Annotated in this window: 17 protein-coding genes and 1 tRNA gene; 4 read left to right on the top strand and 14 right to left on the bottom strand. The window is 57.5% G+C overall.

Annotated features, from left to right (window positions below):
• Positions 1–36: 36 nt before the first annotated feature.
• The 7 genes from DWW12_RS06745 to DWW12_RS06715 all read right to left on the bottom strand — a co-directional run bounded on the left by DWW12_RS06745 (position 37) and on the right by DWW12_RS06715 (position 7,381).
• A complete protein-coding gene (locus DWW12_RS06745; protein WP_006236208.1) occupies positions 37–759 on the bottom strand; it encodes a response regulator transcription factor in 723 nt (240 codons plus the stop codon).
• A gap of 153 nt (positions 760–912) precedes the next feature.
• On the bottom strand, positions 913–2,124 hold the full coding sequence (locus DWW12_RS06740; RefSeq protein WP_117855536.1) for a twin-arginine translocation signal domain-containing protein: 1,212 nt from the start codon (positions 2,122–2,124) through the stop codon (positions 913–915).
• On the bottom strand, positions 2,124–2,387 hold the full coding sequence (locus tag DWW12_RS06735) for a TIGR03905 family TSCPD domain-containing protein (protein WP_089572560.1): 264 nt from the start codon (positions 2,385–2,387) through the stop codon (positions 2,124–2,126). Before DWW12_RS06735 ends, DWW12_RS06740 begins: the two co-directional genes overlap by 1 nt.
• Positions 2,388–2,500: 113 nt before the next feature.
• On the bottom strand, positions 2,501–4,300 hold the full coding sequence (locus tag DWW12_RS06730; protein ID WP_117855535.1) for a GGDEF domain-containing protein: 1,800 nt from the start codon (positions 4,298–4,300) through the stop codon (positions 2,501–2,503).
• Positions 4,297–5,133, bottom strand: coding sequence for an ABC transporter substrate-binding protein (locus tag DWW12_RS06725; RefSeq protein WP_158551316.1), 837 nt, complete (start codon positions 5,131–5,133; stop codon positions 4,297–4,299). Before DWW12_RS06725 ends, DWW12_RS06730 begins: the two co-directional genes overlap by 4 nt.
• A 141-nt stretch (positions 5,134–5,274) precedes the next feature.
• Positions 5,275–6,621: an adenylosuccinate lyase gene (gene purB / locus DWW12_RS06720; protein ID WP_117640633.1), complete on the bottom strand. Its 1,347-nt coding sequence runs from the start codon at positions 6,619–6,621 to the stop codon at positions 5,275–5,277.
• A gap of 685 nt (positions 6,622–7,306) precedes the next feature.
• A tRNA-Gly gene (locus DWW12_RS06715) sits at positions 7,307–7,381 on the bottom strand.
• A 297-nt stretch (positions 7,382–7,678) separates the two neighbouring features.
• On the opposite strand from DWW12_RS06715, the gene DWW12_RS06710 reads away from it, so the two are divergent.
• Complete coding sequence (locus tag DWW12_RS06710) at positions 7,679–11,110, top strand: SpaA isopeptide-forming pilin-related protein (RefSeq protein ID WP_117855534.1); 3,432 nt, start codon at positions 7,679–7,681, stop codon at positions 11,108–11,110.
• A gap of 66 nt (positions 11,111–11,176) precedes the next feature.
• Here DWW12_RS06710 and DWW12_RS06705 read toward each other — a convergent pair whose 3' ends face one another.
• Entirely contained in the window at positions 11,177–11,395 is a 219-nt protein-coding gene (locus DWW12_RS06705) for a hypothetical protein (protein WP_117776722.1), read from the bottom strand.
• A 21-nt stretch (positions 11,396–11,416) separates the two neighbouring features.
• Positions 11,417–14,614: a hypothetical protein gene (locus DWW12_RS06700; RefSeq protein ID WP_117855533.1), complete on the bottom strand. Its 3,198-nt coding sequence runs from the start codon at positions 14,612–14,614 to the stop codon at positions 11,417–11,419.
• A gap of 198 nt (positions 14,615–14,812) precedes the next feature.
• On the opposite strand from DWW12_RS06700, the gene DWW12_RS06695 reads away from it, so the two are divergent.
• Both DWW12_RS06695 and DWW12_RS06690 read left to right on the top strand, forming a co-directional pair.
• Complete coding sequence (locus DWW12_RS06695; RefSeq protein ID WP_117855532.1) at positions 14,813–15,835, top strand: YafY family protein; 1,023 nt, start codon at positions 14,813–14,815, stop codon at positions 15,833–15,835.
• On the top strand, positions 15,822–16,739 hold the full coding sequence (locus DWW12_RS06690; RefSeq protein ID WP_117855531.1) for a YafY family protein: 918 nt from the start codon (positions 15,822–15,824) through the stop codon (positions 16,737–16,739). Before DWW12_RS06695 ends, DWW12_RS06690 begins: the two co-directional genes overlap by 14 nt.
• On the opposite strand, the gene DWW12_RS06685 is transcribed toward DWW12_RS06690, so the two are convergent.
• Entirely contained in the window at positions 16,736–19,630 is a 2,895-nt protein-coding gene (locus DWW12_RS06685; RefSeq protein ID WP_117855530.1) for a helicase C-terminal domain-containing protein, read from the bottom strand. The two genes, DWW12_RS06690 and DWW12_RS06685, sit on opposite strands and share 4 nt — an antisense overlap.
• Positions 19,624–20,589, bottom strand: a complete 966-nt coding sequence (locus tag DWW12_RS06680; protein ID WP_117637917.1) for a D-alanine--D-alanine ligase — start codon at positions 20,587–20,589, stop codon at positions 19,624–19,626. The genes DWW12_RS06685 and DWW12_RS06680 overlap by 7 nt, the downstream gene beginning before the upstream one ends.
• An 85-nt stretch (positions 20,590–20,674) precedes the next feature.
• Between DWW12_RS06680 and rlmN the strand changes: the two genes are divergently transcribed.
• Positions 20,675–21,727: a 23S rRNA (adenine(2503)-C(2))-methyltransferase RlmN gene (gene rlmN / locus DWW12_RS06675; protein ID WP_117855529.1), complete on the top strand. Its 1,053-nt coding sequence runs from the start codon at positions 20,675–20,677 to the stop codon at positions 21,725–21,727.
• Between the two features lie 198 nt (positions 21,728–21,925).
• On the opposite strand, the gene DWW12_RS06670 is transcribed toward rlmN, so the two are convergent.
• The 3 genes from DWW12_RS06670 to DWW12_RS06660 are packed head-to-tail and all read right to left on the bottom strand — an operon-like array spanning position 21,926 to position 23,868.
• Entirely contained in the window at positions 21,926–22,180 is a 255-nt protein-coding gene (locus DWW12_RS06670) for a hypothetical protein (protein ID WP_117855528.1), read from the bottom strand.
• Positions 22,170–23,075, bottom strand: a complete 906-nt coding sequence (locus DWW12_RS06665; RefSeq protein ID WP_199570729.1) for a ParB/RepB/Spo0J family partition protein — start codon at positions 23,073–23,075, stop codon at positions 22,170–22,172. Before DWW12_RS06665 ends, DWW12_RS06670 begins: the two co-directional genes overlap by 11 nt.
• Positions 23,068–23,868 carry a ParA family protein gene (locus DWW12_RS06660; RefSeq protein WP_117584022.1) on the bottom strand — a complete coding sequence of 267 codons (801 nt, stop codon included), beginning with the start codon at positions 23,866–23,868 and terminating at the stop codon, positions 23,068–23,070. The genes DWW12_RS06665 and DWW12_RS06660 overlap by 8 nt, the downstream gene beginning before the upstream one ends.
• Between the last annotated feature and the right edge of the window lie 45 nt (positions 23,869–23,913).

Here is a 23,913-nt window from a genome sequence, read left to right as displayed (position 1 = left end):
CGATTTCAAAGCGCGCAGGTGTCATATGTGATTTCCCTATTTCTCGTCCGACTTATCGGTCTTGGCCGGAGCCTCGAAGCGATAGCCGACACCGTGGACGGTGTAGAGCCACTTGGGCTTCTTGGGATCATCGCCCAGCTTGGCGCGAAGGTTCTTCACGTGGCTATCGATGGTGCGCTCATAGCCCTCAAAGTCGTAGCCGAGCACCTTCTCGACCAGCTCCATGCGGTTGTAGACGCGACCGGGGTGACGGGCAAGCGTGGTGAGCAGCTTAAACTCGGAAGCCGTCAGGTCGACTTCCTTGCCCTCGACCAAAATCTTGTGGCCCGAGATATCGATGACCAGATCGCCGAAGTCGAGTACCTCGACGGCTGGCTCGTCGGCCTGATGGGCACGGCGGAACAAAGCGCGTACGCGCGCGACAAGCTCGCGCGGCGAGAACGGCTTAATCAGATAGTCGTCGGCGCCGAGCTCAAGACCGATAATACGGTCCTCGATCTCGCCCTTGGCAGTCAGCATGATGATGGGGACATCCGAGGTATCGCGAATGGTGCGGCAAACGCGCTCGCCGGGGATCTTGGGGAGCATAAGGTCGAGCACGACCAGGTCAAACTGATGCTTCTCGAACTCCTCGATCGCGGACTGGCCGTCGCCGACACCCACAACCCAGTAGCCTTCGCGCTCGAGATAGGCAGCGACGGCGTCACGGATTGCCTTCTCATCCTCGACCAGCAGAATCTTTTTTGCATCTGAAGCCATAACACGGCCCCCCTGTCTCAATCAGCTAAGAACAAGCCCATTTTAACGCACCTGAGCCCGCCGGATGCCACTATGACGCGGCAGCTCGGCGGGCGGTACTCACAATTACAACGCGTTTATTCCCCTGTTGGCGCCTTTTTAACCCCTCTAAGCTTAAAGAGAGAATAGGCGTGCGGTGACCGTCTCGGGTATACCCTGGCTGTTGCGCACCGTGGCGTACGTAAGGAATGAGTCCGATTTTCCCGCCGTAGCTGGATAATCGCCATATTCCAGGGCTCGGTCGGGCGACAGAAGCGAGCCGTAGGTCTTAGCCGAAGTGTCAATCAAAAAATGCGACGCCTGGACTTTAACCAGGTATTTATTTTTCCTTCCCGCAACGCACGCGAGCGGCTCACGCGAAAGGAAGAGGTACGGCCCGCCCTCGTTACCGATATAGGTGCCCATATTGCCCAGGCTACCCACACCGTTATACGTCGCCTCAATGGAGAACACGAAGGTGTCGCCCATATACACGGCCTCGAAAGGCGAAACCGACGAAGGAAGCACCAGCTGAGCTCGCTTCGTATTGTTGCCGTCAGTCAGGTCGATCGCCGTCATACCGTAATAGACGCCCTCATCATTGTGCACGCGGGGCGAGATGGTCAGGATGCCGTCGCTCACACGCGGGGCGGATGCGAAGCGGCCCGTCGACTTCCAAATAGTCTCAGGCTTGGACTCGCTAGGCGACTGACGGTAGCAGTACGAATCGTTACTCGTCTTGCTGCCGCCGGACGAGGGCATCTTATACCAGATGACCGACGACCCATACGCTGTGAAGAGCGGCGGATCGTAATTTTCGCCACCGCGATCGAGCTCGACAGCGTTGCCGGTAAGGGAGGAGCCTGCAAGGTTTTGCGCATAGAGTTTCCAAGACGCATTGGCAAAGTTCATCTCGACCCACGCGAACACGCCATCACCCGCGCGAACGTCGTAAAACGCATAACCGGTTCCCTCAACGGGATCCTCGATAAGTGTGGTAAGCGAGCCATCGCCCAGGTTGAGCACACCAAGCGTATTGGCATGCAGGGCAGAAGCAGGCGCCGTCATCGCGGCAGCGTAGTCGCCATCGCAGTAGTACAGCAGCGTGCCCAGCGGCAGCGTCCACGACGCCGCCGGCTCAAGATCGATATCAACAGCTTCGTACTCATCAGTGATCGAGACAATCTTCGAATCGTCCTTGATAACTTGCGGCTCGCCGGCGGCATCGTCGCTGGTGCCCGTTTTTTTCGAGCAACCGGCAAGCACCGTGGCAGCGCCCGCGGCAGCACCGCCGAGCACAAAGCCACGGCGCGATATTCCATTCTTGATGTGGTCGGCGATACCCATTAGGCGATCTCGGCGCGAGCGGCCTCGATAGCGCGCGTAAGCTGATCGGCGCAAGAGGTCTTTTTCATACCGCAGGTATTACCGGCGAGAACCTCGATTACGCGATCGGCAGGAGCACCCTCGACTAACTTGGAGATTGCCTTGAGATTGCCGTCACAGCCGCCGGTAAACTCAACGCCCAGCACCTTGCTGCCATCGTCAGAGAGATTGAGGTGAATATTGCGAGAGCATACACCCTGCGGCTTGTAGTCAAAACTAATCATTGAGATCCCCTCTCAGAAAGAAATTTCAGACGTCTATTATCCCCGCCTGGGCCGACTTATTATCGCAAGCACCGATTCAACATCCTACGATGCATGGACTCGCGGGGGCAAGATTAGCAGTCCGCACCCTGTGCGTGGACCGTGCGCTTCTCCCGATACATATTGTGGTCGGCGACACGATATACATCGGCCAGCGTATTTCCAGCCGTCTCGACGGTCGCCACGCCAATCGATGCGCTGACCGTCAGGGCCTCATCGCTTACCGCGGCAAGACCGAGACGAAGATCCTGTTCCAGCCCGAGCGCAGACTCGTTGTCAGTATGGGGGCAAACCAGCAAAAACTCGTCGCCGCCAAGGCGCATCGGCAGATAATCCGCACCAGCCACCCGCCGCAGCACGGACGCCGTCCGTCGCAGCAGTTCATCCCCCATCTCGTGACCATAGATGTCGTTGGTCCGCTTGAGATAATTGCAGTCCAACATAATCACGCTCACGGGCAAGTCCTCGTTTACCAGGCTATCTCCGCGCGATTCAAGATAGTTGCGGTTGCGAAGCCCCGTCAGTTTGTCTTGATATGACAGCTCCTCGGCATGCTTGACCATCGATATGTTGTGCGTCGCCACGACGACCGACTCCAGCCGGCCTTGCTCATCGCGATGCTGGGGGACAACCTGTAGCGAGTACCAAGCGCCTCGACAATCTCGCACCTCGGCAGCCAAGTACGGTACGCCCTCCATACGTTCACGAAGCGAACTTACATCTACGAGGCCCACAACCGCTTCGCGGCTTTCGGGGCTCACGATATCCCGGCAGACCGTGTCCATAAAGTCATATGCCTCGCTGTGCTCGGCAAATATTTTCGCTATCGCCGGCGACATATTGATCCCCTCGATCTCGAGGGTGTCGAGATGCAAAAGGAAGGTCGAATCGTAGATGGCGCTTATGGCATTGATAATGCCGAGCTGTTTATCCTTTTCGACCAAATTGCGGTGGTCAACGATATTTCGAGCCAACAGCACCACGACCCAAAACGCAAGACACACCAAGACGCCGACGGCGACAAATGAAATCCTGTCAGACATGACCTCAGATTTGGGATATAGCGCAAACAGGCGGTAGTCCTTATATGCCGCACGCACGGCATACCATTCGTCTCCTCGATATTCGATGCGCGTCAGGCCGTCGTCTTTCCACTCAACTCCTACGCTGGTGAGGAGTCGGGCGAGCGACACGTCAGCATCGGCACTGTTGGATGAGACAATCTCCGCATCCTCCATAACAAGCACCGTGGGACCCTGGTGGAAGGTACTGTTCGAAAGCACGTCGGCTATGGCATATGAATAGTCGTCCGCCGTATCGGAAACAAGTGAGCGGTATGCCAGGGCAACGCCGTCGCCATACGGAACAGCACAGACGGCAAAAACGACACCACGGCGCTCATCGACAGTTGAGTAGGTCACTTTGGAACCTTGATACATCGATGCGACCGGCGAACAGGCCAACTCATCTCGCCACAACATGAGCGGATCGCGACCATCGATGTCGTAGTGGGCAGCCATATGGCCATCGGAGTCCATGACCATCAGCCCCGAAAGGTTCTCGGCATGGACAAATTGCTCGATAAGATCGTCGTTAACCTCAACGCGATCAGAGGACAGGAACGTCGCAAACGATTCGACCGCGGCGAGCAAATCGTGCGTCGCCTCGGTTTTTCTCCCCTGTTCGTAGCGGTCATATTTTTCGCAAGCGTTCTCCAAAAACACCATGGTTTCTTGGCCAAACCCAAGCGTTTTTTCGAGGCAGCGATGGGTTCCAACCGTATACAACAGGCCTAACAAGACGGCGCTGACAATAACGCTGGCAGCTATGACGTTCAGAGTCTTTCGACTCAAGCGGTGCTCATCAGTTGTCATGAATTTCCTCCTTGCCCGCCCGTCGTCGCTCCTGTCTTGTAATTGCCCACAATACGGTCAATCGTGCCATCTCGATCCATGTCGAACAGCGCGGTATTGAGATCCTTTACGACCGATCCTTCATAGCTGTCATCAAACGCGACGCCCAGGTCAACCGTCATAACATTGTCGGCAAACACACGGTAAACGCCGGGATACTGAGCAACGAGTCGGTCAAGCGACTGGACATCCGCCATCCAGCAGTCAACGTACCCTTTGACTAGAGCGGCTTTGCAGAGTTCGGCAGAGCCATATGATTTGATTTGAACGTCCGACGAGACCCCCAGATCCCCCGCAAGCAATCGGCGTTCACTCACCGAACCCGCAATCACCGCAATGGTCTTACTTCCATCGAGATGTGCCAAGGACTTGATGCCACTCGTTTTCTTGGCGGCAACCGAGACCGTCACGGTTAGATACGGCTCGGTCCAGTAATACTTATCCTCGCGATAACAGGGAGAATAGTCACACCACAGGCAATCGATATCACCGTTTTTGAGCAGCCGGTCGCGATCGTTCCAGTCAATATCGACAAACTGTGGCTTGAGCCCCGCACGCTTGCAGGCCTCGCGGGCGATGTCGATATCGATACCGGCGTAATCGCCCGTGGTATCGACATACACATAGGGGTCGTTATCCGTAACGCCGATTTTGAGCACCGGGAGATCTCTATCGGCTTCATTCGAGGAGGAAGAACTGCTTCGAACGGTATACGTCAGGGCGCCCGCACAGACGGCAACAAGGAGTATGAGCGTAAACGAGACGATGGTGGCCCGCTTGATGCGTCTGGGCACGTGCCCCCTTTCATCGAAACAGCAGTCGGAGTTCATTTTATTACCCGGGCGCATATGCGACAGTAAAAAAAGCGCCTCGCCCAAGACGGGCAAGGCGCCAAAGGTTGAAATGCATCCGCAAGCGGTCGAATTAGGTTAACCCTACTCGAAGCTCAGCTGCTCCAGGCGATCGAAGACCGTATCGATGCGGGTGAGGAAGTCCCACGGATCAAAAATCTCGTCGAGCTTCTCCTGGCTGACGGTGCAGCGCGGATCGGCCTCGAGACGCTCCTTAAAGGTGGGGCCAGAGACACAATCCTGCACCTCGTGCCAGGTGGCCATGGCGTTCTCCTGCACAATGGCGTACGCATCCTCGCGGGTGATACCCGTATCGACGAGGGCAAGCAGGACCTTGGAGGAGAAGATGAGGCCGCGGGTCTTGTTGAGATTGGCCATCATGCGGGCCGGATACAGCTGCAGGCCGTCGATAACGCGAATGAGGCACTGGAACATATGGTCAAGCGCGATAAAGCTATCGGCCTGGGCGACACGCTCGGCGGAAGAGTGCGAAATGTCGCGCTCGTGCCACAGGGCGACGTTGTCGAAGGCGACCTGGGCGTTGGACTTCACGACGCGCGACAGACCGCAGACCTTCTCCATGGTGATGGGGTTACGCTTGTGCGGCATGGCGGAGCTGCCCTTTTGGCCCTTGCGGAAGGGCTCCTCGGCCTCGAGTGTATCGGTCTTCTGCAGGTTGCGGACCTCGGTCGCGATGCGCTCGCAGGTAGCCGCTGTAGTGGCAAGCACGCCGGCAAGATAGGCGTGGTGATCGCGGCTGATGACCTGCGTGGACAGCGGGTCGTGAACCAGACCCAGGTGCTCACAGACGTACTCCTCGACGAACGGCTCGATGGAGCTGTAGGTGCCGACGGCACCGGAGATGGCACCGAAGGCAACGTTCTTGCGAGCATCCTCAAGACGATCAAGGTCGCGCTTGAGTTCCCATGCCCAAGAGCCAAACTTCATGCCGAAGGTCATCGGCTCAGCATGGATGCCATGGGTGCGTCCGGCGCAGAGCGTATTGCGCTCCTCGAAGGCGCGGCGCTTGCAGATCACGCCGAGCTTCTTGACGTCCTCGATAATCAGGTCACACGCCTGAGTAAGCTGATAGCACAGAGCAGTATCACCCAGGTCGGAGCTGGTCATACCGTAGTGAACCCAGCGACTAGGCTTGGGCTCGCCCTCGGGAACATCGGCGTCGATATATTCCTTCATGTTGGTCAGGAAGGCGATGACATCGTGGCGCGTGACCTCCTCGATCTCATCGACCTTCGCCTTCTCAAAGTTGGCATGGTCGCGGATCCACTGGGCTTCGTCTTTAGAAATGCCGATCTTGCCGAGCTCCGCCTGGGCCTCGCAGGCCAGAACCTCGATCTCCTGCCAAATGGCATACTTGTTCTCGAGGGAGAAGATATGTCCCATCTCCGGGCGGGTATAGCGATCGATCATAGCGGCTCCTTTTTGGTTATTGGCACGTTGGTCGTAACTCAACCATTGTACCGTGCGCGGGTGCGAGTATGGGCAGCAGGCATTAACCTAACATTTTGGAATTGGAGCGGGCATGGGGACATCCGCGTATTTGCTTCGCAAATCCGCACCGGCTGCGGTCGATCTCCTCGGATTCACGGAGACGATGGGGAAGACTTTGTTGAATTGGCCGTCCCAAGGTCTCCCGCGCTCGATGGAGCGGGCAACGGGACGTCCGCGTATTTGCTTCGCAAATCCGCACCGGCTGCGGTCGATCTCCTCGGATTCACGGAGACGATGGGGGAGACTTTGTTGAATTGGCCGTCCCAAGGTCTCCCGCGCTCGATGGAGCGGGCAACGGGACGTCCGCGTATTTGCTTCGCAAATCCGCACCGGCTGCGGTCGATCTCCTCGGATTCACGGAGACGATGGGGAAGACTTTGTTGAATTGGCCGTCCCAAGGTCTCCCGCGCTCGATGGAGCGGGCAACGGGACGTCCGCGTATTTGCTTCGCAAATCCGCACCGGCTGCGGTCGCCTATCGGCGCCCTTGCCTGCTCGCTATAAACGCTTCGCGTTTATTTAACGCTCGCACCCTGTCGGGTTCGAGTCCCGGCGCTTTGTTGAAAAAAGCACGGCACCGAAACGGTGTCGTGCTTTTACTTTTTTGGAGCGGGCAACGGGACTCGAACCCGCGAGTGTCAGCTTGGGAAGCTGATGCCTTACCACTTGGCGATGCCCGCATATGTGGGGGATAGTATAACGCGGTTGTCTTGTTCGATACAAGGGTGGCGATGCTTGTTTTAGCCGTGGAGATTCGTTTGGAAATCGCATCAATTGTGGAGATGAGGACCTTTGGCCTCCTGTTCTCCTTATCTTCTACCTGCGCTTTTGCCTGATTGTTGTATTTGAGCTCAATTTGTCAGGAATTGGGCAAGCTTTTGGTCAGGCTCCGGTACTTACCCGCATGAACCTCGGGGGTAGCCTCATCCTACGCGTCGCAACCTCCCCATGCGGCGCACGAGGGATAAGGAGCAGCCATGTCCAACGCACCCACGCACTCTGTCCACAGCGCAATCGCAACAGGTCCGCTGCTCCTGCTCCTCTTCCTGCTGTTCGGCTGCCTGGCACCGGGAGCCGCATTTGCCGTCGATGGCTACGACCAGCTCGGCTTCCGTACTATTAGCGATGATTGTGGGCCCTTCTTCATCGGCAAGTATGAAGCTCAAGACGCCTCGATTGCCTACTGCATGAACCAGGAACGCCCCGGGCCCACCAAGCCGGGCGGTCCATGGCTCAACTTTGATCAAGGCTGGGTGTGGCTCGACGACGAGTTCGCGGCAATCGTTTGTCACGGATATCCTACCGCCACGTCGTTTGGCGGTTACCATCTTTCACCCGATCGCGCCCGCGCCGCCACCCAGCTTGCCGTATGGATGCTCAACGGCACTACCCATGTCGACGGCACCTACTCCTACACGACCGCTCAGGGCAAAACCAAGAGTGGGCACTTTACCGCCGACAATGAAGTCGTGGCGGCTGCGCGGTGGCTCCACGACAGCGCAAAATCAGGAAGCCTCAAAGCCGCTCCGCACCGCGCGCGGCGCTATCTAGGAACCGTATCGGGCGGCAGCAGACGTCAAGACATGCTCTATGTACTGCCGGCGGTCTCTGTTTCCTTCCAAAAGCAGTCTGCAAACGCTGCCATTACCAGCGGAAACAATACTTATCAGCTTGACGGGGCAACATTCGATGTTTTTGAGAGCGCCAGCGGCGCGCGTGTCGGCACCGTCCAGATGGACAGCAACGGTCGAGCGCAGGCAACACTCCTACCCAACACGGCATACTACCTAGTTGAAACGAAGGCGCCGGCCGGCTATGTCCCCCGCCCCGATCGCGTTGCCTTTACCACGGGGAATGATGGCGGGCAGGTCGCCATCGATGAACAACCCGGCGCCATCACCCTGCATGTCGTAAAACTCGACGCCGCAACGAATGCAGGCCCCCAAGTTGGGGCTTCGCTCGCAGGAGCAGAATTCGTGTGCGTATCGCAATCAACCCCTGGATGGACACAAACTCTCAGGACCGATGAAAGCGGTCGAGCTACCCTCACCGATGTCCCCTTGGGAACCTTTACCATCTATGAATCGAAGGCGCCCGAGGGCTATTTGCCCTCCGGTGACAGTTGGTCTTACACCGTTGGAGCCGACCAACTCGGCGATTCAGGCGTGGTCGAGATCGAATCTCGCGTTTCCGATATCCCCATTGCGTTTGACCTTGAGATTTCAAAATTCAAGGACTACGGCAATAGCGATCAATCCGGCCTGGAGCAGCCGGCAGGAGATGTTGTCTTTGAGGTTGTCAGTAACAGCTCTCAGCAGGTTGTTGGCACACTGACCACAAACATCTATGGCTTTGCCTCCACCAAAGATCAGCCCGAAGCATGGTTTGGCGCAGGCAAGCGACCCGCCGGTGTCCACGGAGCCATCCCATACGACCGCGCCGGCTACACCGTTCGTGAGGTTCCGGAAACCGTCCCAGAGGGTTTTAAACGTGCAGGGGAATGGACCGTCGAGGCCAATCAGATTTCCGACGGCGCCGAGCTTCAATATATCGTGGACAACCACGCTCTGTCGACGCATCTCCAGATTGTAAAACGCGATGCCCAAACAGGCGCTTCTGTTCCCCTAGCCGGATTCACCTTCCAACTCCTCGACAGCAATCACAAACCTGTCTCACAAACTTGCTGGCATCCAGCACATAACGTAATGGACACCTTTACGACTGACGCGACCGGGACCGTCACACTGCCCGAATCGCTCGTGCCGGGCACCTATTATGTACGCGAAACCTCGGCCAAAGAGCCCTATCTTGTCGGCGGAGAGATCGAGGTAAACATACCCGCCGATATAAACCTAACGCCCGTTGCAATCGTCTCGTATTATAACCACGCCGCGACCGGAAACATCAGGATCGTTAAAACCGATGCCGTAGACGGCAGCAGCCTCGCGGGCGCCATCTTTGAGATCCGTGCCTCAGGTGATATCGTGCGCCCCGACGGTAGCATTGCCGCGCTCGACGGCGAGGCTGTCGCTACCGTCACGACAGATGAAACTGGAGAAGCACGCGCGGACGACCTCCCGCTGGGATCTGGCACCGCACGCTACGAGGTTGTCGAGACTCAAGCGCCGACCGGCTTCTTGCTCGACCGGACGCATCATATCGTCGACCTTACCTATGCCGACCAGAAAACACCCGTTGTGGAAGCACGGCTTAACGTATCCGACGATTACACCAAGGTTGATATCTCCAAGGTCGATGCAAGCGGAGAGCAGGAAGTGAAAGGCGCACAGCTCACCTTATATGGTCCCGATAAAACCGAAATAGACTCCTGGACCTCATCCGACAAGCCGCACCGCATCGAACATCTTGCACCCGGCACCTACTCGTTGCGCGAAACGATGTCTCCGCGGACCTATGACCTTGCCGAGGAGATAACGTTTGAAATAAAGGATACGGGAGAAGTCCAATCCGTCGCGATGAAGGATGCGCCCATCGAGATCAAAGGACAGGTCGACAAGCGTCAGGAACTTGTCCAACCTATCGGGAAGGGTCTGTTGGCTAACGGCGATGGAAAAAACCGCGCCGCGATGCAAACCAATACGGATGGGCTTTTCTCCTATACCATCGATGCTCGAAACGATTCCGCTACTTGGGTTGATGAGTTTACGATTACCGATGATCTTGAGTGCGCCAAAGACGGCACGGCGAGATTCGTCTCAATCGAAACCCCCGTCGCCATCGGCGACCTCAACGGTCTGTGCAACGTGTGGTATCGCACGACGCCGTTGGACTCGACAGACGTCGATGAGCCGGCAAACGCGACGCTTGACGATGGGCACGAAAATCCTTGGCTTGAGTCCGACGAAGTAAAAGAGAGTCTGGGTGAAGATTGCCGCCTCGTCGATTACGACGGCTGGCACCTCTGGAAGGCGGATGTCTCGACCACGGAATCCGCCACACTCGAGGCGAAAGAACTCGACCTTGCATCCAATACCGTCGTGACGGGCATTCGCATTGAATACGGTGCGGTAGCCGCCGACTTTACGACTCGAAGCGATACGGATTCTTGGACCCGTGATGATCTCAAAGATGAGCACGACGACCTTGACGATGCCAAAGCAATCCTTGGCACAGATGCTCGGGGCGCAGTCGTGCACATGCAGGCAACGTCGGCTTACACACCCCAAACTGCACTCACCAACAGCGCACGCGTCGATCTTTGCCGCAACGGCGGCGGCGATAAACTTGAGTCACATGACGAGGACCGTGTCATTCAACGCTGTACCCTACCGCAGGACCTACCGGCAACAGGATCAGCTCCCATCGCCGCTTGCATCACCGCGCTCCTGACCTCGGGTGCCGCAGCCCTATGGTTCGCTCGCCTTAGGTCAATCCCAAAGAAGCGCTAGCACGATGAAAAAGCGGACGAGCCAGTCCCCCGGCTCGCCCGCTTTCAATCATTTAAATCGCCGCATCTACTCTGCAGACGAAGATCCACCATCAACGATTGCTTGCTCGGACTCAGGAATCCCATCGGCACCCGTGCTCTGTTCTTGCTCCACCTCTTCGCTGATTGCGGAGGCGGGGGTCGAGCCCTTCGCGCCCACGATGTAGGCAGCTCCAAGCCCTAACGCAATGGCAATCAAGGTCAAAATCACGTAGACAGGCCAATGGCGCTTAATATACGAAAACACGTTGACTCCTTAGAGCTCCGTCTACGAACGGCGGATAACCTCGGTCACGACCTCGGATACCGTGGCAATGTTCGTCGGGTTGACATTGTGGGGCAGGTCGTCCTCGGTACGAGCGCAAGCCAGACGCGTGCCGTCCACGCCGGCGATGGTGAGGGCTCGGCGGCTCGCCTCGAGCGCGGCGTAGGCATCGGTCTTGGCATAGGGCATCTCGAGCGCGCCACAATCGACATGGAACGACTTGCACACCTTGCTGACCAGGTTCATGATGCGGCGATCGCCCTTGAGCAGCTGCTGTTCGCCCTCAACCGTCACCACCGAAAGCCTACCGGCGCCGACGGATTCAAGATTGATGAAGAAGACGCCGCGGAGCTTATCGCGATGCGAAGCCAAGAAGGCCTTCATACCGGAGCCATCACAATCCGAGGCGCCCGTTGCCACAAACCAGATATCGTGACCGAGCAGCTCATCGTCGCCCATAGAGGCGACAGCCGAGAGCATATCTTCGGAAGAAGCGCCGTCGGAAGACGTAGCGCCGCCCTTCCAGCCATCGTTATCGTCCTCGAAATTATCCCACGAACCGATGCCGCGGCCGGACTTCTTGGCATCGTAATCGTCTTCGACGCCCAGCCAGTCACTCATGCTGTCCTGTTCGTTTTTCTTTTTACGACCGAACAGGCCGCCCAGGCCGCGCTTGCGAGACTTAGGTGCCGCAGGGGCGGGAGCCGAAATGGTCTCGATCGGCTGTGCGCCCGACGCAACGGGCATAGGAGGCGCAACGGGTGCCGATGTGGGTTCGGGACCCTGAGCGGTAGCAAAGGGGTCGTTGACCTGTGCGGAGGGATCGGGAAGGTCGAACAGCGACGTGCGAGACGCAACGTTTGTCTGCTTCATCGACGGCAGCGACGGATCGGGAACCGAAGCCAGCGGAGACGAGGAGGGTGCAGGCGACGGTGCCGACGCCGGATCGGGAACATTCATCTGCGGACGCGGCGATGCTTGGGAGGAAATCTGGGCCATAAGGGAATCGACCGTTTCGTCCTGAGTGGGAGCGACATCGACAACCGTGGCACCGGAACCACTCGGGATCGGCATGGTGAAAATCTGCGTGGAGTAAGGCCTCGACCCATCTGTCTCGGGAGCCTCGGAAACCGCAGGCACTTCCTCCTGCTCGACCTCGGTCGAATCACCTTGATCGGCTGCCGCGTATTGCTCTTCGTCACAGTTGACCTCGACGGGCTCGTGCCCGACGACATCTTGGATTTCGGCAGCATCAATAGGCTCGTCATCGTCTGCCGCGTCGCCCTGCTCATCGGAAACAGGAAGGGGCTCGGCAATCGCGGTGCCTTGCTTTTCAAACGTTATCGTGGAATCGAACTGCGCGGCATCAAACGACATGGTGCTATCGACGTGCTGCTGAGCCTCGAAAGACGTCGTCGCCTCAGCAACATCCGCGGACGCCGGTTGCTGGGACTCAAAGGACGTCGTAGCTTCGGCAGCGTCGACGGGCACGGACTGCATAGCCTCGTTCTGCTCGAGCTCTTGCGCCGCGCGCTCACGTGCCGCCTCGGCTGCCTGCTGCTGAGCGATAGCCTCCTGCTCGGCAGCCTCGCGTGCGGCAGCGCGCTTCTCCTCGAAATCGTCGACAAATTTCTTGCCCTTTGCAAGCGCACCCTTAAAGAAGTTGGAAGCACTGGCGCCAATCGAAGAGAACGCGGATGCAATATCGGCATGGGGCGTTGCCGCGGGAATCTCGGCCGAGAAATCAGTATCGCTCTCGTAAGACACGCGCCTCGGCTGTTCAACGTAATCGTCGTCAGACTCGTCCGTAACGTCTTGCGCCGGCGCGGCGGGAGCCAAAATGTCCAGTCCTGCCGCGGGATCGATCGCGGACACCGCCTCGGGCTCGGCAACGGCAGCGGTAACCGCGGCAGACTCATCATCCACGGCGACAACGGGCGCAGGTGCAGTCACGACGGGGGCAGGCTCGGGCTCAAACGTCGGCTCCTCGCCTTCCTCGTAATCGAGCGTGCAGGACTCGGGAAGCATTCCGAGCGCACGGATGGCATCCGAACCAAAGCGGATGTTGCCGGCGGCATTGCGATAGAGCTTGGGCTCGGGCTCGGCCGCGACAGGCTCCTCCGCCGGCTCGGCAGCGGGAACCTCGTCATTGAACTCTTCGGCCTGGACAGCCTGATTCTGATCCTCGGGCACGATGGCGCCAATCAGCGTCTCGTCGGCAGACGCACCCTCAAAGCCCTCGATCTGCTCGTCGAAAGCCTCGCCCTGTTCGGGCTCGGTCTGAGCGTCGGAAGCAATCGGCTGGCCGAACTCGTCCTCGGCGTAGGTAGGCTCTTCATACTCGATGGTGTTGCCGTAGTCGTTTTGCTGTTGGGCCGCGGCATACTCCGCCGCTGCGCGCGCCATTTCCTCGGCACGACGCTTCTGCTCCCCAAAATAGGTATCGAACGGAACATCGTCGGGAAACTCGTTTTCGCCCTGGAAGGGAGCAACGTTGTCCATAACGCCGAGCATAGCGGCGACAGAAGACTTGTTGCACACTGCGCCGGACGTATAGGGAAGCACAAAACGGTTAGAAATGATGTTTGCCGCGTTGGCGAGCGCAACGAGGGAAGCGAGGATCGCGACAATCCACAGCAGAACCTTGAGCGCGCCGGGGAGCGGCAGGATACGCAAGATGGCAACGGCAGCAGGGGCAACCGTGGCAACGGGCAACAGCTTGGCGATGAGCGCACGATAAGAAGCATAGGGCTCGCGGGCGAGCAGCTCAGCACGGGGAGAGTCGTAGTGTGCGACAACGACCACCGGGCGGTTGCGCGGAGACGCGAGCGGGCCCGAGGCCTTGTGGTAGGCGATGACATTTTGGCTCACGCCCGTCTTGCCCAGGCGCGAAACCACGGGGTGGCCCGTGCGTTCGAGCACGTAAAGAACGGCGCCGGCAATGGCCAGCAAGGTGCCGACCAAGCCGATGCCGCCGCCGATGCCCATCAGTAGGGCGCCGGCAAACGCAAGAATACCGGTAACGGCAAATGCCAACCTACTGGGCGCCGGGGCATTGAACTCCTGAACCTCTGGATCAAAGCCGTGGTTGCGGAAGATCTGAGCGATATCCTCGGCAGCCAAGCGCTCTTCTTCGCTGCATGCCGGCGTAATGCCGGTGTTCTGCAGCAGGTGGTTAATATAGTTCTGGGTGTTCGCCATGTGCGCTCCACATCCATAATCCGACAAATAGGCCCAATGCATGCACATTAGAACCGTATATAGTCGAAAGTATACCCCGAGCGAGCGCAAACGACCGAATTCGGGCCATCTTAACGCCCCGAGCGGACAAGGATATAGCCTAATCTCCATATCGGACTAAAATCATGGCAGCAAACCACCTTCTCATGCGAGGACTCTATGACGGCAAGCGACGCGACCGCGACAATTAAAAAGGAAAATTCGGAGCCCAGTTTCGATAAAACGGCTCAGCGCATCCTCAATCTTTTCTTTGTGCTCAACAGCTCCCCCGAACCGCTGACGACCGAGCAGATCGTCTTGGATTCTGACCTGGGATATGGCTCGGGCAACATCGACTCTGATAAGCGCAAGTTTCGGCGCGATCGTGACAAACTGCTCGAACGCGGCATCCTAATCAAGGAGGTTCGCCCTGCCGGCGCGCAGGAGACCGAGGAAAGCTCGTGGACAATCGACCGCGAGCACACGTTTGCAGCAGGTGGCCTCATCACCGCAGACGACGCCGACATCCTACTCAACGCCATCGACCAAACGCTTGCAAGCGGCTCTTCCACCTTTGCCGCACCACTTGCCGATATTCGCTCCAAGATTGCCTACCTCACCGGCAGGACGACGGCGGACGAGGCGACGATCAGCCGCTCTCCCACCGTCGATGCGGTTTGGAGCGCCTTTGCCGAGCGATGCGCGCTGCGATTTTTATATCAGAACGGACGCGGTGAGCAAAAAGAGCGTACCGTCTGCGTCTACGGCATGTTCGAGCGCGAGGGCGTGGCGTACTTCTGCGGCCTCGACAATGCCACCGACGACATCAGAACATTCCGCTGCGACCGTATCGTTCGCGCTTGGCGTCCTTCGAAGGCCTACACCATCCCTGCGGACTTCAACCTCAACGACTACCTGTTCTTTGAATTCGATTTTGCCGACCGACCGTCCGTTGCAGCTACGTTCTCATTCGCCCCTCAGACGCAGATCGATATGATCAACGGTCTCACGCGCGGGCGAGGTAAGCTCGCACACACCGATGCGGGATGGATCTGGACCGTTGACGTGCGCGACCTTGAAGCCGCCGCCTCATTTTGCATGGCCCACGCCATGGACGGCATGAGGCCCATGGCCCCCAAATCGCTCAAACAGGCGTGGAACCACCTCATCGAAAGGACGGTGCACGAGCATGCCCGTGCGTAAACTCACCAGCGAGCAGAGGCTCTCGCGCGCCATCGACATCATGGAGGCCCTCTACGCCGCCGGCGAGAACGGCATGACTCGAAACGAGATTTGCAGTCGCTTTGACATCACGGGGGCGTCGCTCGACGAGATTCTCGAGATCGTCTCGACGCTCGCGGACCGAGAATCGGGCGCGCGCATCATCTGCGAATGCCACGGCGAGCGTGTGGTCCTCACCGGTGACGCCGGTCGTGTGCTACCGCTGCGCCTGAGTGCCGCCGAGGGCGCCGTGCTCAACCACGAGCTTGAATCGTTGGGGATCGAGCCGCAGACGGCGGCTCGGATTCGATTTGCTCTTCTACCCGAAGAGCTCGGCTATAACCAGCGCGTCTTTGACACCGTCAACCACGGGTCGCACTGGCAGCAGCTGAGCTGCGCCATTCAGGACGGCGTTCGCTGCCGTATCTCGTATCGCTCGATGGACGATGCACGGCCACGCGAGCGTCTGGTCGACCCCTTGCGCATTACGGCAAACGGCGACCAAACATACCTGATTGCCTGGGACATCGCAGTCGATGAGCAGCGCACCTATCGCATGGATAAAATCGAGGGACTCGCCTTAACGGAAGACTCCGTCGTGCCTCACGCACCGGACGTCGCATCCCTCCACGATTCCCTTGCCCGGACGCAGCGCAGCGCAAAGCTCTTGATGCCATTCGATATGGCGGAGCATCTGGACTGGGCCGGCATCACCCTAATCAAGCGCAGCGGGACAGACATGGCAACGGTAACCGTACATTACGGCTCCGAGCGTTGGCTGCTGAGCCAGATAATCGCAGCGGGCGGAGCCATCCGCATCTTGGATGACCCCGCCCTGTCAAAGCGTCTGTGCGATATGGCAAAAACCCTCGTCTGTCCGCTTTAGCGCCGCCGCTCGTGGCGTGCACGCCACAGCTGTAGATAGTGCCCAATCTGCGCCGATTCGATGCGCTGGTAGGAGCTCGTGGGCAGCGACGTTAAGAACTTCTTGCCATAGCCCTTCGTCACCAGGCGAGGATCCGCCAAGATCAGCACACCGCTATCGGTCGACGAGCGAATCAAACGCCCCGCGGCCTGCTTAACCTCGAGCACCGCCTCGGGCAGCGAATAGCGCGCCCATGCGCGGTCTTCGCGCAGGTTGCGCTCGCACGAGAGCGGGTCCGTGGGGCTTGAGAACGGCAACTTGGGAATGATGACGCAGCGCAGCGTCTCGCCGCTGGCATCAAACCCCTCCCAGAAGGCCTTGAGCGCAAAAAGCGACGAGGTCGGTTCGTTGATAAACCGGTCGCGCAGGCGACGAGGAGATGAGTTGCGCTGCTGGCAGTTGAGCTCCAGACCCGCACGGGCCATCTTGGGCTCAACGCGGGCGTATAGGTCCTCCATGTCGCGCCGATTGGTGAACAACGTGAGCACCGATCCGCCCATGGCAAGATGGGCGTCGACCAGTACGCGCTCGAGCGCCGTAAGATAGCTCTCACGATCGCGCGGATCGGGGATATCGCCCGCAACGACTACAGCCATGTTCGAATCGAAGTCGTAGCTCGAATCCAAGTGCAGCGATGACGACGTTGAAGCACCGATGCGATCAAGGCCGACCGCATGGTTAAAGTGCTCAAAGCTTTTGGACACCGTCATGGTCGCCGAGGCAAAGATAGCCGTGTGAACCTCGGGTAGCCACTCGGTTGCCAAAGCCTCGCCAATGTCGATGCGCTCTGCGGTCATCGACTCTCCGCCGGCACGAAGTCTGCGATTGACCTGCAGCGAATACACGTAGTGCTCATCGGTGCCATCAATGATGAGTTTGAGGTTCTCGGCCAGCTCGTGCAGGCGGCGCGAGATATCACCCAGGTCGACAACAACCTCGGGCTTGTCGGCGGCGACGGCTTGCACCAGCGCGTCGACGCTCTTGTCAGCTTGTTCCAATGCGTCGATGCCAGTGTAGGCCGACTGTAAGAAATCATGCCAGTCGTCTGATTCGCGCAGCTCGGGGCCAATCCATAGATTGGCATTGTCATAACCCCCACGCGCACGGCGGCCGAGCTCGCGAACGCCATCGAACACGTCGGCGATTGCCATGCTCGCGCGGGCAACCGTCGACGTCGCCTTGGCAGTAAGGCCCAGATAGAGCGTAGAGCCCTCGGAGGTTGCCAAATCACGGGAAACCTGGCTTAGCGCGCCGGTGCTCGAGCCACCCAGGCGCTCGAACAGGACGCGTGATTCGTCCGCCGACACCACGCGCGCCCACTGACGGCGCGCCTCGCGCTCGATGGAATGGGCCTCGTCGATTACCCAATGACGAATCGGCGGCAAAATCCTGCCCTCGGCCGCGACGTTGCGGAACAGCAGGGAATGGTTGGTGACCACCACATCGGCATGCGTCGCACGACGGCGAGCGCCGTGGACCAAACATTTATCAGGGAAAAACGGGCAGAGGCGACGAGCACACTCGCGCGAGGCCGTCGTAAAGTCGGGACGGTTGACGCTGCGCCACCGAATGCCGAGCGAGTCGAGGTCGCCATCGGCTGATTGGCAGACGTACGCCATAATGACCGCGACCGCCGTGAGCGTGTCCGCCGGATCGCGCTTGGTGGTAATCTCGACCTGGCCGCGGCTCATGCGCTCAAGCGTGCGCAGGCACGGATAGTGGTCATACCCCTTGAGAGCGCAAAATGACAGACCACCGTCCAGTTGCTCCGCAAGTTTTGGCAGCTCATGGTACATGAGCTGGTCGGCAAGATTGTTCGATTTGGTCGCAATACCAACCGTGATGTTGTTACGGCGTGCTGCCTCGGCAAAAGGCACCAGATAGGCCATCGATTTGCCGACGCCGGTGCCTGCCTCAATTACTCGATGAGTGCCCGTGACCAGCGCATCGCGGACCTCGAGCGCCATCGCGATCTGCTCATCACGCGGCTCGTAGGTGGGATACATGCGATTGACCAGGCCACCTGGCGCATAGTCTGCCTCGATCTCCTCACGACTCGGCATCTTGAGAACCGGCAGTTCATCGGCGTCCACCCGATCGTCGGCGCGATCGGCCTTGAGAACGTCAGCACGAGCGGCGCTGAGAGAGAAGATGGAACCAGGGTTCTGCCCTGCCAAGAATGAGAAGATAGGACGATAGGACCAAGGCACGTCCGGATGCATGTCGGCTAGGCGCGCCATGAGGCCCTGGGGCAAGTCGGTGAGCGCCACGAGCAACACGCGCCATACGCCACACAGGGCGTCGACGTCGGCATTGGCACGGTGTGATACCGAGTCGCAGCCAAACAGATCGGCCATAAAAGACAGCTTGTGCGAGGCCAGGCGCGGAAGCGCGATGCGCGACAGCGCCAGCGAATCGATCCAAATATCGCTCACGTTGACGCCGCCTTTGACCGACTCGATAAACGAGCGGTCGAACGTGGCGTTGTGTGCGATCACCGGGCAGCCACCGACAAAATCGGCGAGAGCGGCGACGGCCTCAACCGCCGACGGGGCATCTGCAACATCGGCATTTGTAATGCTCGTGAGCTCGGTAATCTCGGCGGGAATCAGCTGCCTGGGATGCACGAAGGTATCGAAGCGGTCGATGACCTCGCGGCCCGAAAGACGGGCCGCCGAGATCTCGATCAGCTCGTTGTCCTGCACCGAAAGACCCGTGGTCTCGGTATCGAGGATAATCACATCTTCCTCGATAAGGCCGAAGGACTGCGTTTTGGCGCGGTCGGCAAGCGTGGCATAGGAGTCGATGACAAACTGCGGCGTTCCCGACGAAACCGCGTCCTCGATTAGCATGCAATGCCCGCTCGACGAAGGCCCATACGGATCAGGCTGTCACAGACCTGCGGGAACGTCATGTCGTCGGTGTGGCGGATCTCATCCGGATACAGCGACGTATCGGTCATGCCGGGAATGGTATTGGTCTCGAGGATAACGGGGCCGTCCTCGCTCACAATAAAGTCGCTGCGCGAGATACCCAGGCAACCGAGGGCCTTGTGAGCGGCACAGGCAAGTTCCTGAGCGCGAGCGTAATTCTCGGGTGAAATCTGCGCCGGAATGCGATGGATATCCGTAGGGTCGACATACTTCACGTCCAGATCGTAGAACTCGCAGTCCTCGGGCTTACGAATCTCGACAATCGGCAGGGCGCGTACGTCATCTTCGCCGTATACGCCGACGGTGATCTCGGTACCCTCGATGCACTTCTCGACCAGCACTTTGTCGCCGTACTCAAACGCCTTGGCGATTGCCGCGGGCAGCTCGGAGGGCTCATGGACCAGGGAAATGCCATAGCTGGAACCGTTGACGGCCGGCTTCACAAAGCAGCGCTCGCCACAAACCTCGACGATGTGATCGATATCGACTTCGTCGCCCACCTCGAGCGCAAGGCCGGGGGCAATGGGAATGCCCGCCTTGGCATATAGGAGCTTAGAGACCTCCTTGTCGGCACCGCAGGCGCTGGCAAGTACGCCCGAGGCCGTGTAGGGGATACCCAGGGTCTCCATGGCACCCTGCATGGCGCCATCCTCACCGCCGGCGCCGTGCATGGCGATAAATGCCACATCGAATCCGCCGGTCGCCATGGTTACCATAAAGTCATCAGCGGCCGTGTCAAGCAGCTCCACCGAGGTGTAGCCGGCTTCCTTCAGTGCCACCACAACGTTCTTTCCCGAATCGAGCGAGATCTCGCGCTCGGCGGAATGACCGCCCGCCAAGACCGCTACGTGCATGTTCTCTAGGCTTTTACCCGGCATGGGCAGACTCCTCCTCTATAATTTCTGCAGCTGATACCATATTGTAACGATACCCTCTACGTTTCCCCAAAATCGAAAGGCTTCCATGAATCCCAAGACTAAATCTCAGGACATTCGCGACTTGAGCCAAAACGATATTCGCGAGCTCGTGGCCGAACTTGGCCAGCCCGCCTTCCGCGCGAAGCAGCTCATCGAATGGGTCTTTGAGAAGAACGTTTGTTCGTTTGACGATATGACCAACCTTCCCAAGGCTTTCCGTGAGCAGCTTAAAGAGGCTTTTGCCTTTGATACGCCGACTGAACTCACCAAGCAGGTTTCCAAAGATGGCTCGCGCAAGTATCTGCTCGAGTTCCACGATGGCATTTCCGTCGAGACTGTCGGCATGCCCCGTCGTAACAAACTTTCCGTCTGCGTTTCCACCCAGGCAGGCTGCGGCATGGGCTGCGCCTTTTGCGCTACCGGTCTCAACGGCCTCAAGCGCTCTCTGACCGCTCAAGAGATCGTCGACCAGGTGCTTCATGTATCCAACGACTTTGGCGAGCGTGCCACAAGCGTTGTCTTCATGGGCCAGGGCGAGCCGTTTGCCAACTACGACGAGGTTCTCAAGGCATTGCGTATCCTCAACGACCCCGATGGTATCGGTATCGGCGCTCGTCACCTCACCGTCTCTACCAGCGGCGTTATTCCCGGTATTCGCAAATTTGCCGACATCCCCGAGCAGTTCACGCTTGCCGTTTCCCTGCATTCCGCCATCCAGTCGACGCGCAATAAGCTCATGCCCGGTGTTAAGAAGTACACGCTGCTTCGCCTTCACGAAGCGCTTCAGCTCTACACCGAGAAGACTGGCCGCCGCCCGACCTATGAGTATGCCATGATCGAAGGCGTCAACGATACGAATCCCGAGATGCAGGCACTCTGCGACTTCTGCGAGGGAACGCTGTGCCACGTTAACCTGATTCAACTAAACGACATCGAGGGCAGCCCGCTCAAGCCGTCGCCGATTCATAAGGTTGAGGATCTTCAGCGTCGTCTTGAGTCCCGTGGCATCGAGACCACGATTCGTAACTCCCGTGGTAACGATATTGACGCCGCTTGCGGACAGCTGAAACAGCGCTTCAAAGTTCAGAAGAACGCATAGGGGAGTCTTACTCCAAAACGTTTCATGTGAAACATCGAACGGCCCCGGTTGCAGGATATGCAACCGGGGTCGTTTCATTATTGACATCAATTTTGGACCAGCTGCTACCTTTCCCATTATTTACGGACAAAATAAGGGGCCCTTGTCTCATGAATCAGACAAGGGCCCCTTAAAATATGCAGGGTAATTGTTAGGTACCTAATAGCCTACATTTTCCCATTGGTTGCTAACCCAACCTTGATTAATCTTAGGATTATTCGTTACCTGAGCAGTGCGCATGGCAACATCTTCTGTCATAACATCCATTTTCTTCTTTGACGTATCAACGATATCTTGCGCGCCACGAAGCAAACGACCTCGAAGTTCATCGTCTGTCGCGATCTTATAGCCAGCAAAGGCACCAGCCGCGACAGTCGTCGCCAATGCAATCGCAGTAAAAATCTTATTCCTCATCTTGGTCACCTTGATCAAACTGAATCATTTCACCAAGAATACGAGAGAGCTCTTCCTCGTCTTTAAACTCAATCTCAATCTTATTCTTTCCACGCGAGCTCTTCACACGAACGTTGGTATTAAATACCTGACGAAGTACACGCGCAGCCTTTTTAAAAGACTGAGGCGTTGCAGGCCGTGGCGTCTTAGTTGTCTCTCCGGCAGAAAACAATGGAGCAAGATTTTCTGTCGCTCTTACGGAAAGGCCCTCCGCAACAACCTTCTCTGCAAGTCGAATTCGCGCGTCCTCATAGGGAACTGCAAGAATCGCACGTGCATGTCCAGCAGTTAGTTTACTCTCAAAAATCATCTGCTGAACTACTTCGGGGAGATCGAGAAGGCGCAGCGAGTTTGTAATTGCAGAGCGTGACTTGCTTACTGCTTTCGACAATGCCTCCTGGGTCATACCGCTGGCATCGATAAGCTGGCGATAGCCCTTAGCCTCTTCGACGGGATTCAGATCAGAACGCTGAAGGTTTTCGATAAGAGCAAGAGCCAGCATCTCTTCATCATTAACATCTTTAATGATGACAGGCAGTTCCTCAAGACCAGCAAGCTTTGATGCCTGATACCGACGCTCACCAGCGATGATCTCATAGCCGTTTCCATGCTTGCGAACCAAGAGCGGCTGCAAAACGCCATGCTCTTGGATTGACTCGCTCAACTCGCGAAGTTCAGTTTCATTAAAATGAATTCGCGGTTGATTAGGGTTGGGAACGATATCCTCAATAGGTAGTTTTGTTACAGATGCGGCATTTGAAGCAGATACAGCAGAACCACCGGTCTCATACTCGGCCTCTGAGACCAAAGCATTGAGTCCACGTCCCAATCCGCCACGTTTCTTTACACTAGGCACGCTTGATCACCTCTTTTGCAAGGTTCATATACGCTTTTGCACCCTTATTTTGAGGTGCATAGGTAATTACCGGTTCTCCAAAAGACGGAGCTTCGGAGATTTTAACCGTACGGGGGATTAGCGTCTTAAATGCCTTATCACCAAAGTACGATTGAACCTCCTCAACAACCTGATTCGATAGAGAAGTACGCGAGTCATACATGGTCATAAGCACACCATAGGTGTCTAAGCCCTTGTTCAGACGTGATTTGACCATCTTCATTGACTCTAGCAGCTTCGTAACGCCCTCGAGTGCGTAGTACTCGCACTGGATCGGAATCAAAACGCTGTCTGCTGCGGTCAAGGCATTGATAGTAAGCAGGCCGAGCGAAGGAGGACAGTCAATGAAAATAAAATCGAACTCGTCCTGAATCGGCTCAAGCAAATCTTTGAGGCGGGTTTCACGAGCAATTGCGCTTACGAGCTCAATTTCGGCACCTGCAAGCTGAATCGTAGCTGGAATTACGAATACCTTTTTGCAATTTGTATCAAGAACAAGCGATTCTGCCGGCACATCATTCAACAATGCATCATAGATGCAGCGATCAAGGTCTTCTTTTTCAATTCCAAATCCACTGGTGCTGTTTCCCTGCGGATCAAAATCGACAATCAGTGTCTTACGACCCTGCTCACCCAGTGCTGCTGCAAGGTTCACAGCCGTCGTTGACTTACCGACGCCGCCTTTTTGATTGATGATTGCAATGATACGCGTGTCTTTTGCGCTCTTAGAACGCTTAACGTCGCGAAATCCCACGGTCCCTCCTGGTGTGTATTAAAGCTGTCAAACGGAGGATGTTTC

It is taken from the genome of Collinsella sp. AF14-35 (assembly GCF_003464565.1).
GTDB lineage: Bacteria > Actinomycetota > Coriobacteriia > Coriobacteriales > Coriobacteriaceae > Collinsella.
Note: the sequence above shows the minus strand (reverse complement) of the source record. Positions and strands in the feature narration are given on the sequence as shown.

Bases quoted from the DNA above. Each gene is read 5' to 3' on its own strand.
- DWW12_RS06685 (WP_117855530.1), bottom strand. From the start codon at position 19,630: ATGCTAATCGAGGACGCGGTTTCGTCGGGAACGCCGCAGTTTGTCATC.
- DWW12_RS06710 (WP_117855534.1), top strand. From the start codon at position 7,679: ATGTCCAACGCACCCACGCACTCTGTCCACAGCGCAATCGCAACAGGT.
- DWW12_RS06690 (WP_117855531.1), top strand. From the start codon at position 15,822: ATGCCCGTGCGTAAACTCACCAGCGAGCAGAGGCTCTCGCGCGCCATC.
- DWW12_RS06695 (WP_117855532.1), top strand. From the start codon at position 14,813: ATGACGGCAAGCGACGCGACCGCGACAATTAAAAAGGAAAATTCGGAG.
- DWW12_RS06730 (WP_117855535.1), bottom strand. From the start codon at position 4,300: ATGACAACTGATGAGCACCGCTTGAGTCGAAAGACTCTGAACGTCATA.
- DWW12_RS06700 (WP_117855533.1), bottom strand. From the start codon at position 14,614: ATGGCGAACACCCAGAACTATATTAACCACCTGCTGCAGAACACCGGC.
- rlmN (WP_117855529.1), top strand. From the start codon at position 20,675: ATGAATCCCAAGACTAAATCTCAGGACATTCGCGACTTGAGCCAAAAC.
- DWW12_RS06735 (WP_089572560.1), bottom strand. From the start codon at position 2,387: ATGATTAGTTTTGACTACAAGCCGCAGGGTGTATGCTCTCGCAATATT.
- purB (WP_117640633.1), bottom strand. From the start codon at position 6,621: ATGATCGATCGCTATACCCGCCCGGAGATGGGACATATCTTCTCCCTC.
- DWW12_RS06680 (WP_117637917.1), bottom strand. From the start codon at position 20,589: ATGCCGGGTAAAAGCCTAGAGAACATGCACGTAGCGGTCTTGGCGGGC.
- DWW12_RS06745 (WP_006236208.1), bottom strand. From the start codon at position 759: ATGGCTTCAGATGCAAAAAAGATTCTGCTGGTCGAGGATGAGAAGGCA.
- DWW12_RS06740 (WP_117855536.1), bottom strand. From the start codon at position 2,124: ATGGGTATCGCCGACCACATCAAGAATGGAATATCGCGCCGTGGCTTT.
- DWW12_RS06670 (WP_117855528.1), bottom strand. From the start codon at position 22,180: ATGAGGAATAAGATTTTTACTGCGATTGCATTGGCGACGACTGTCGCG.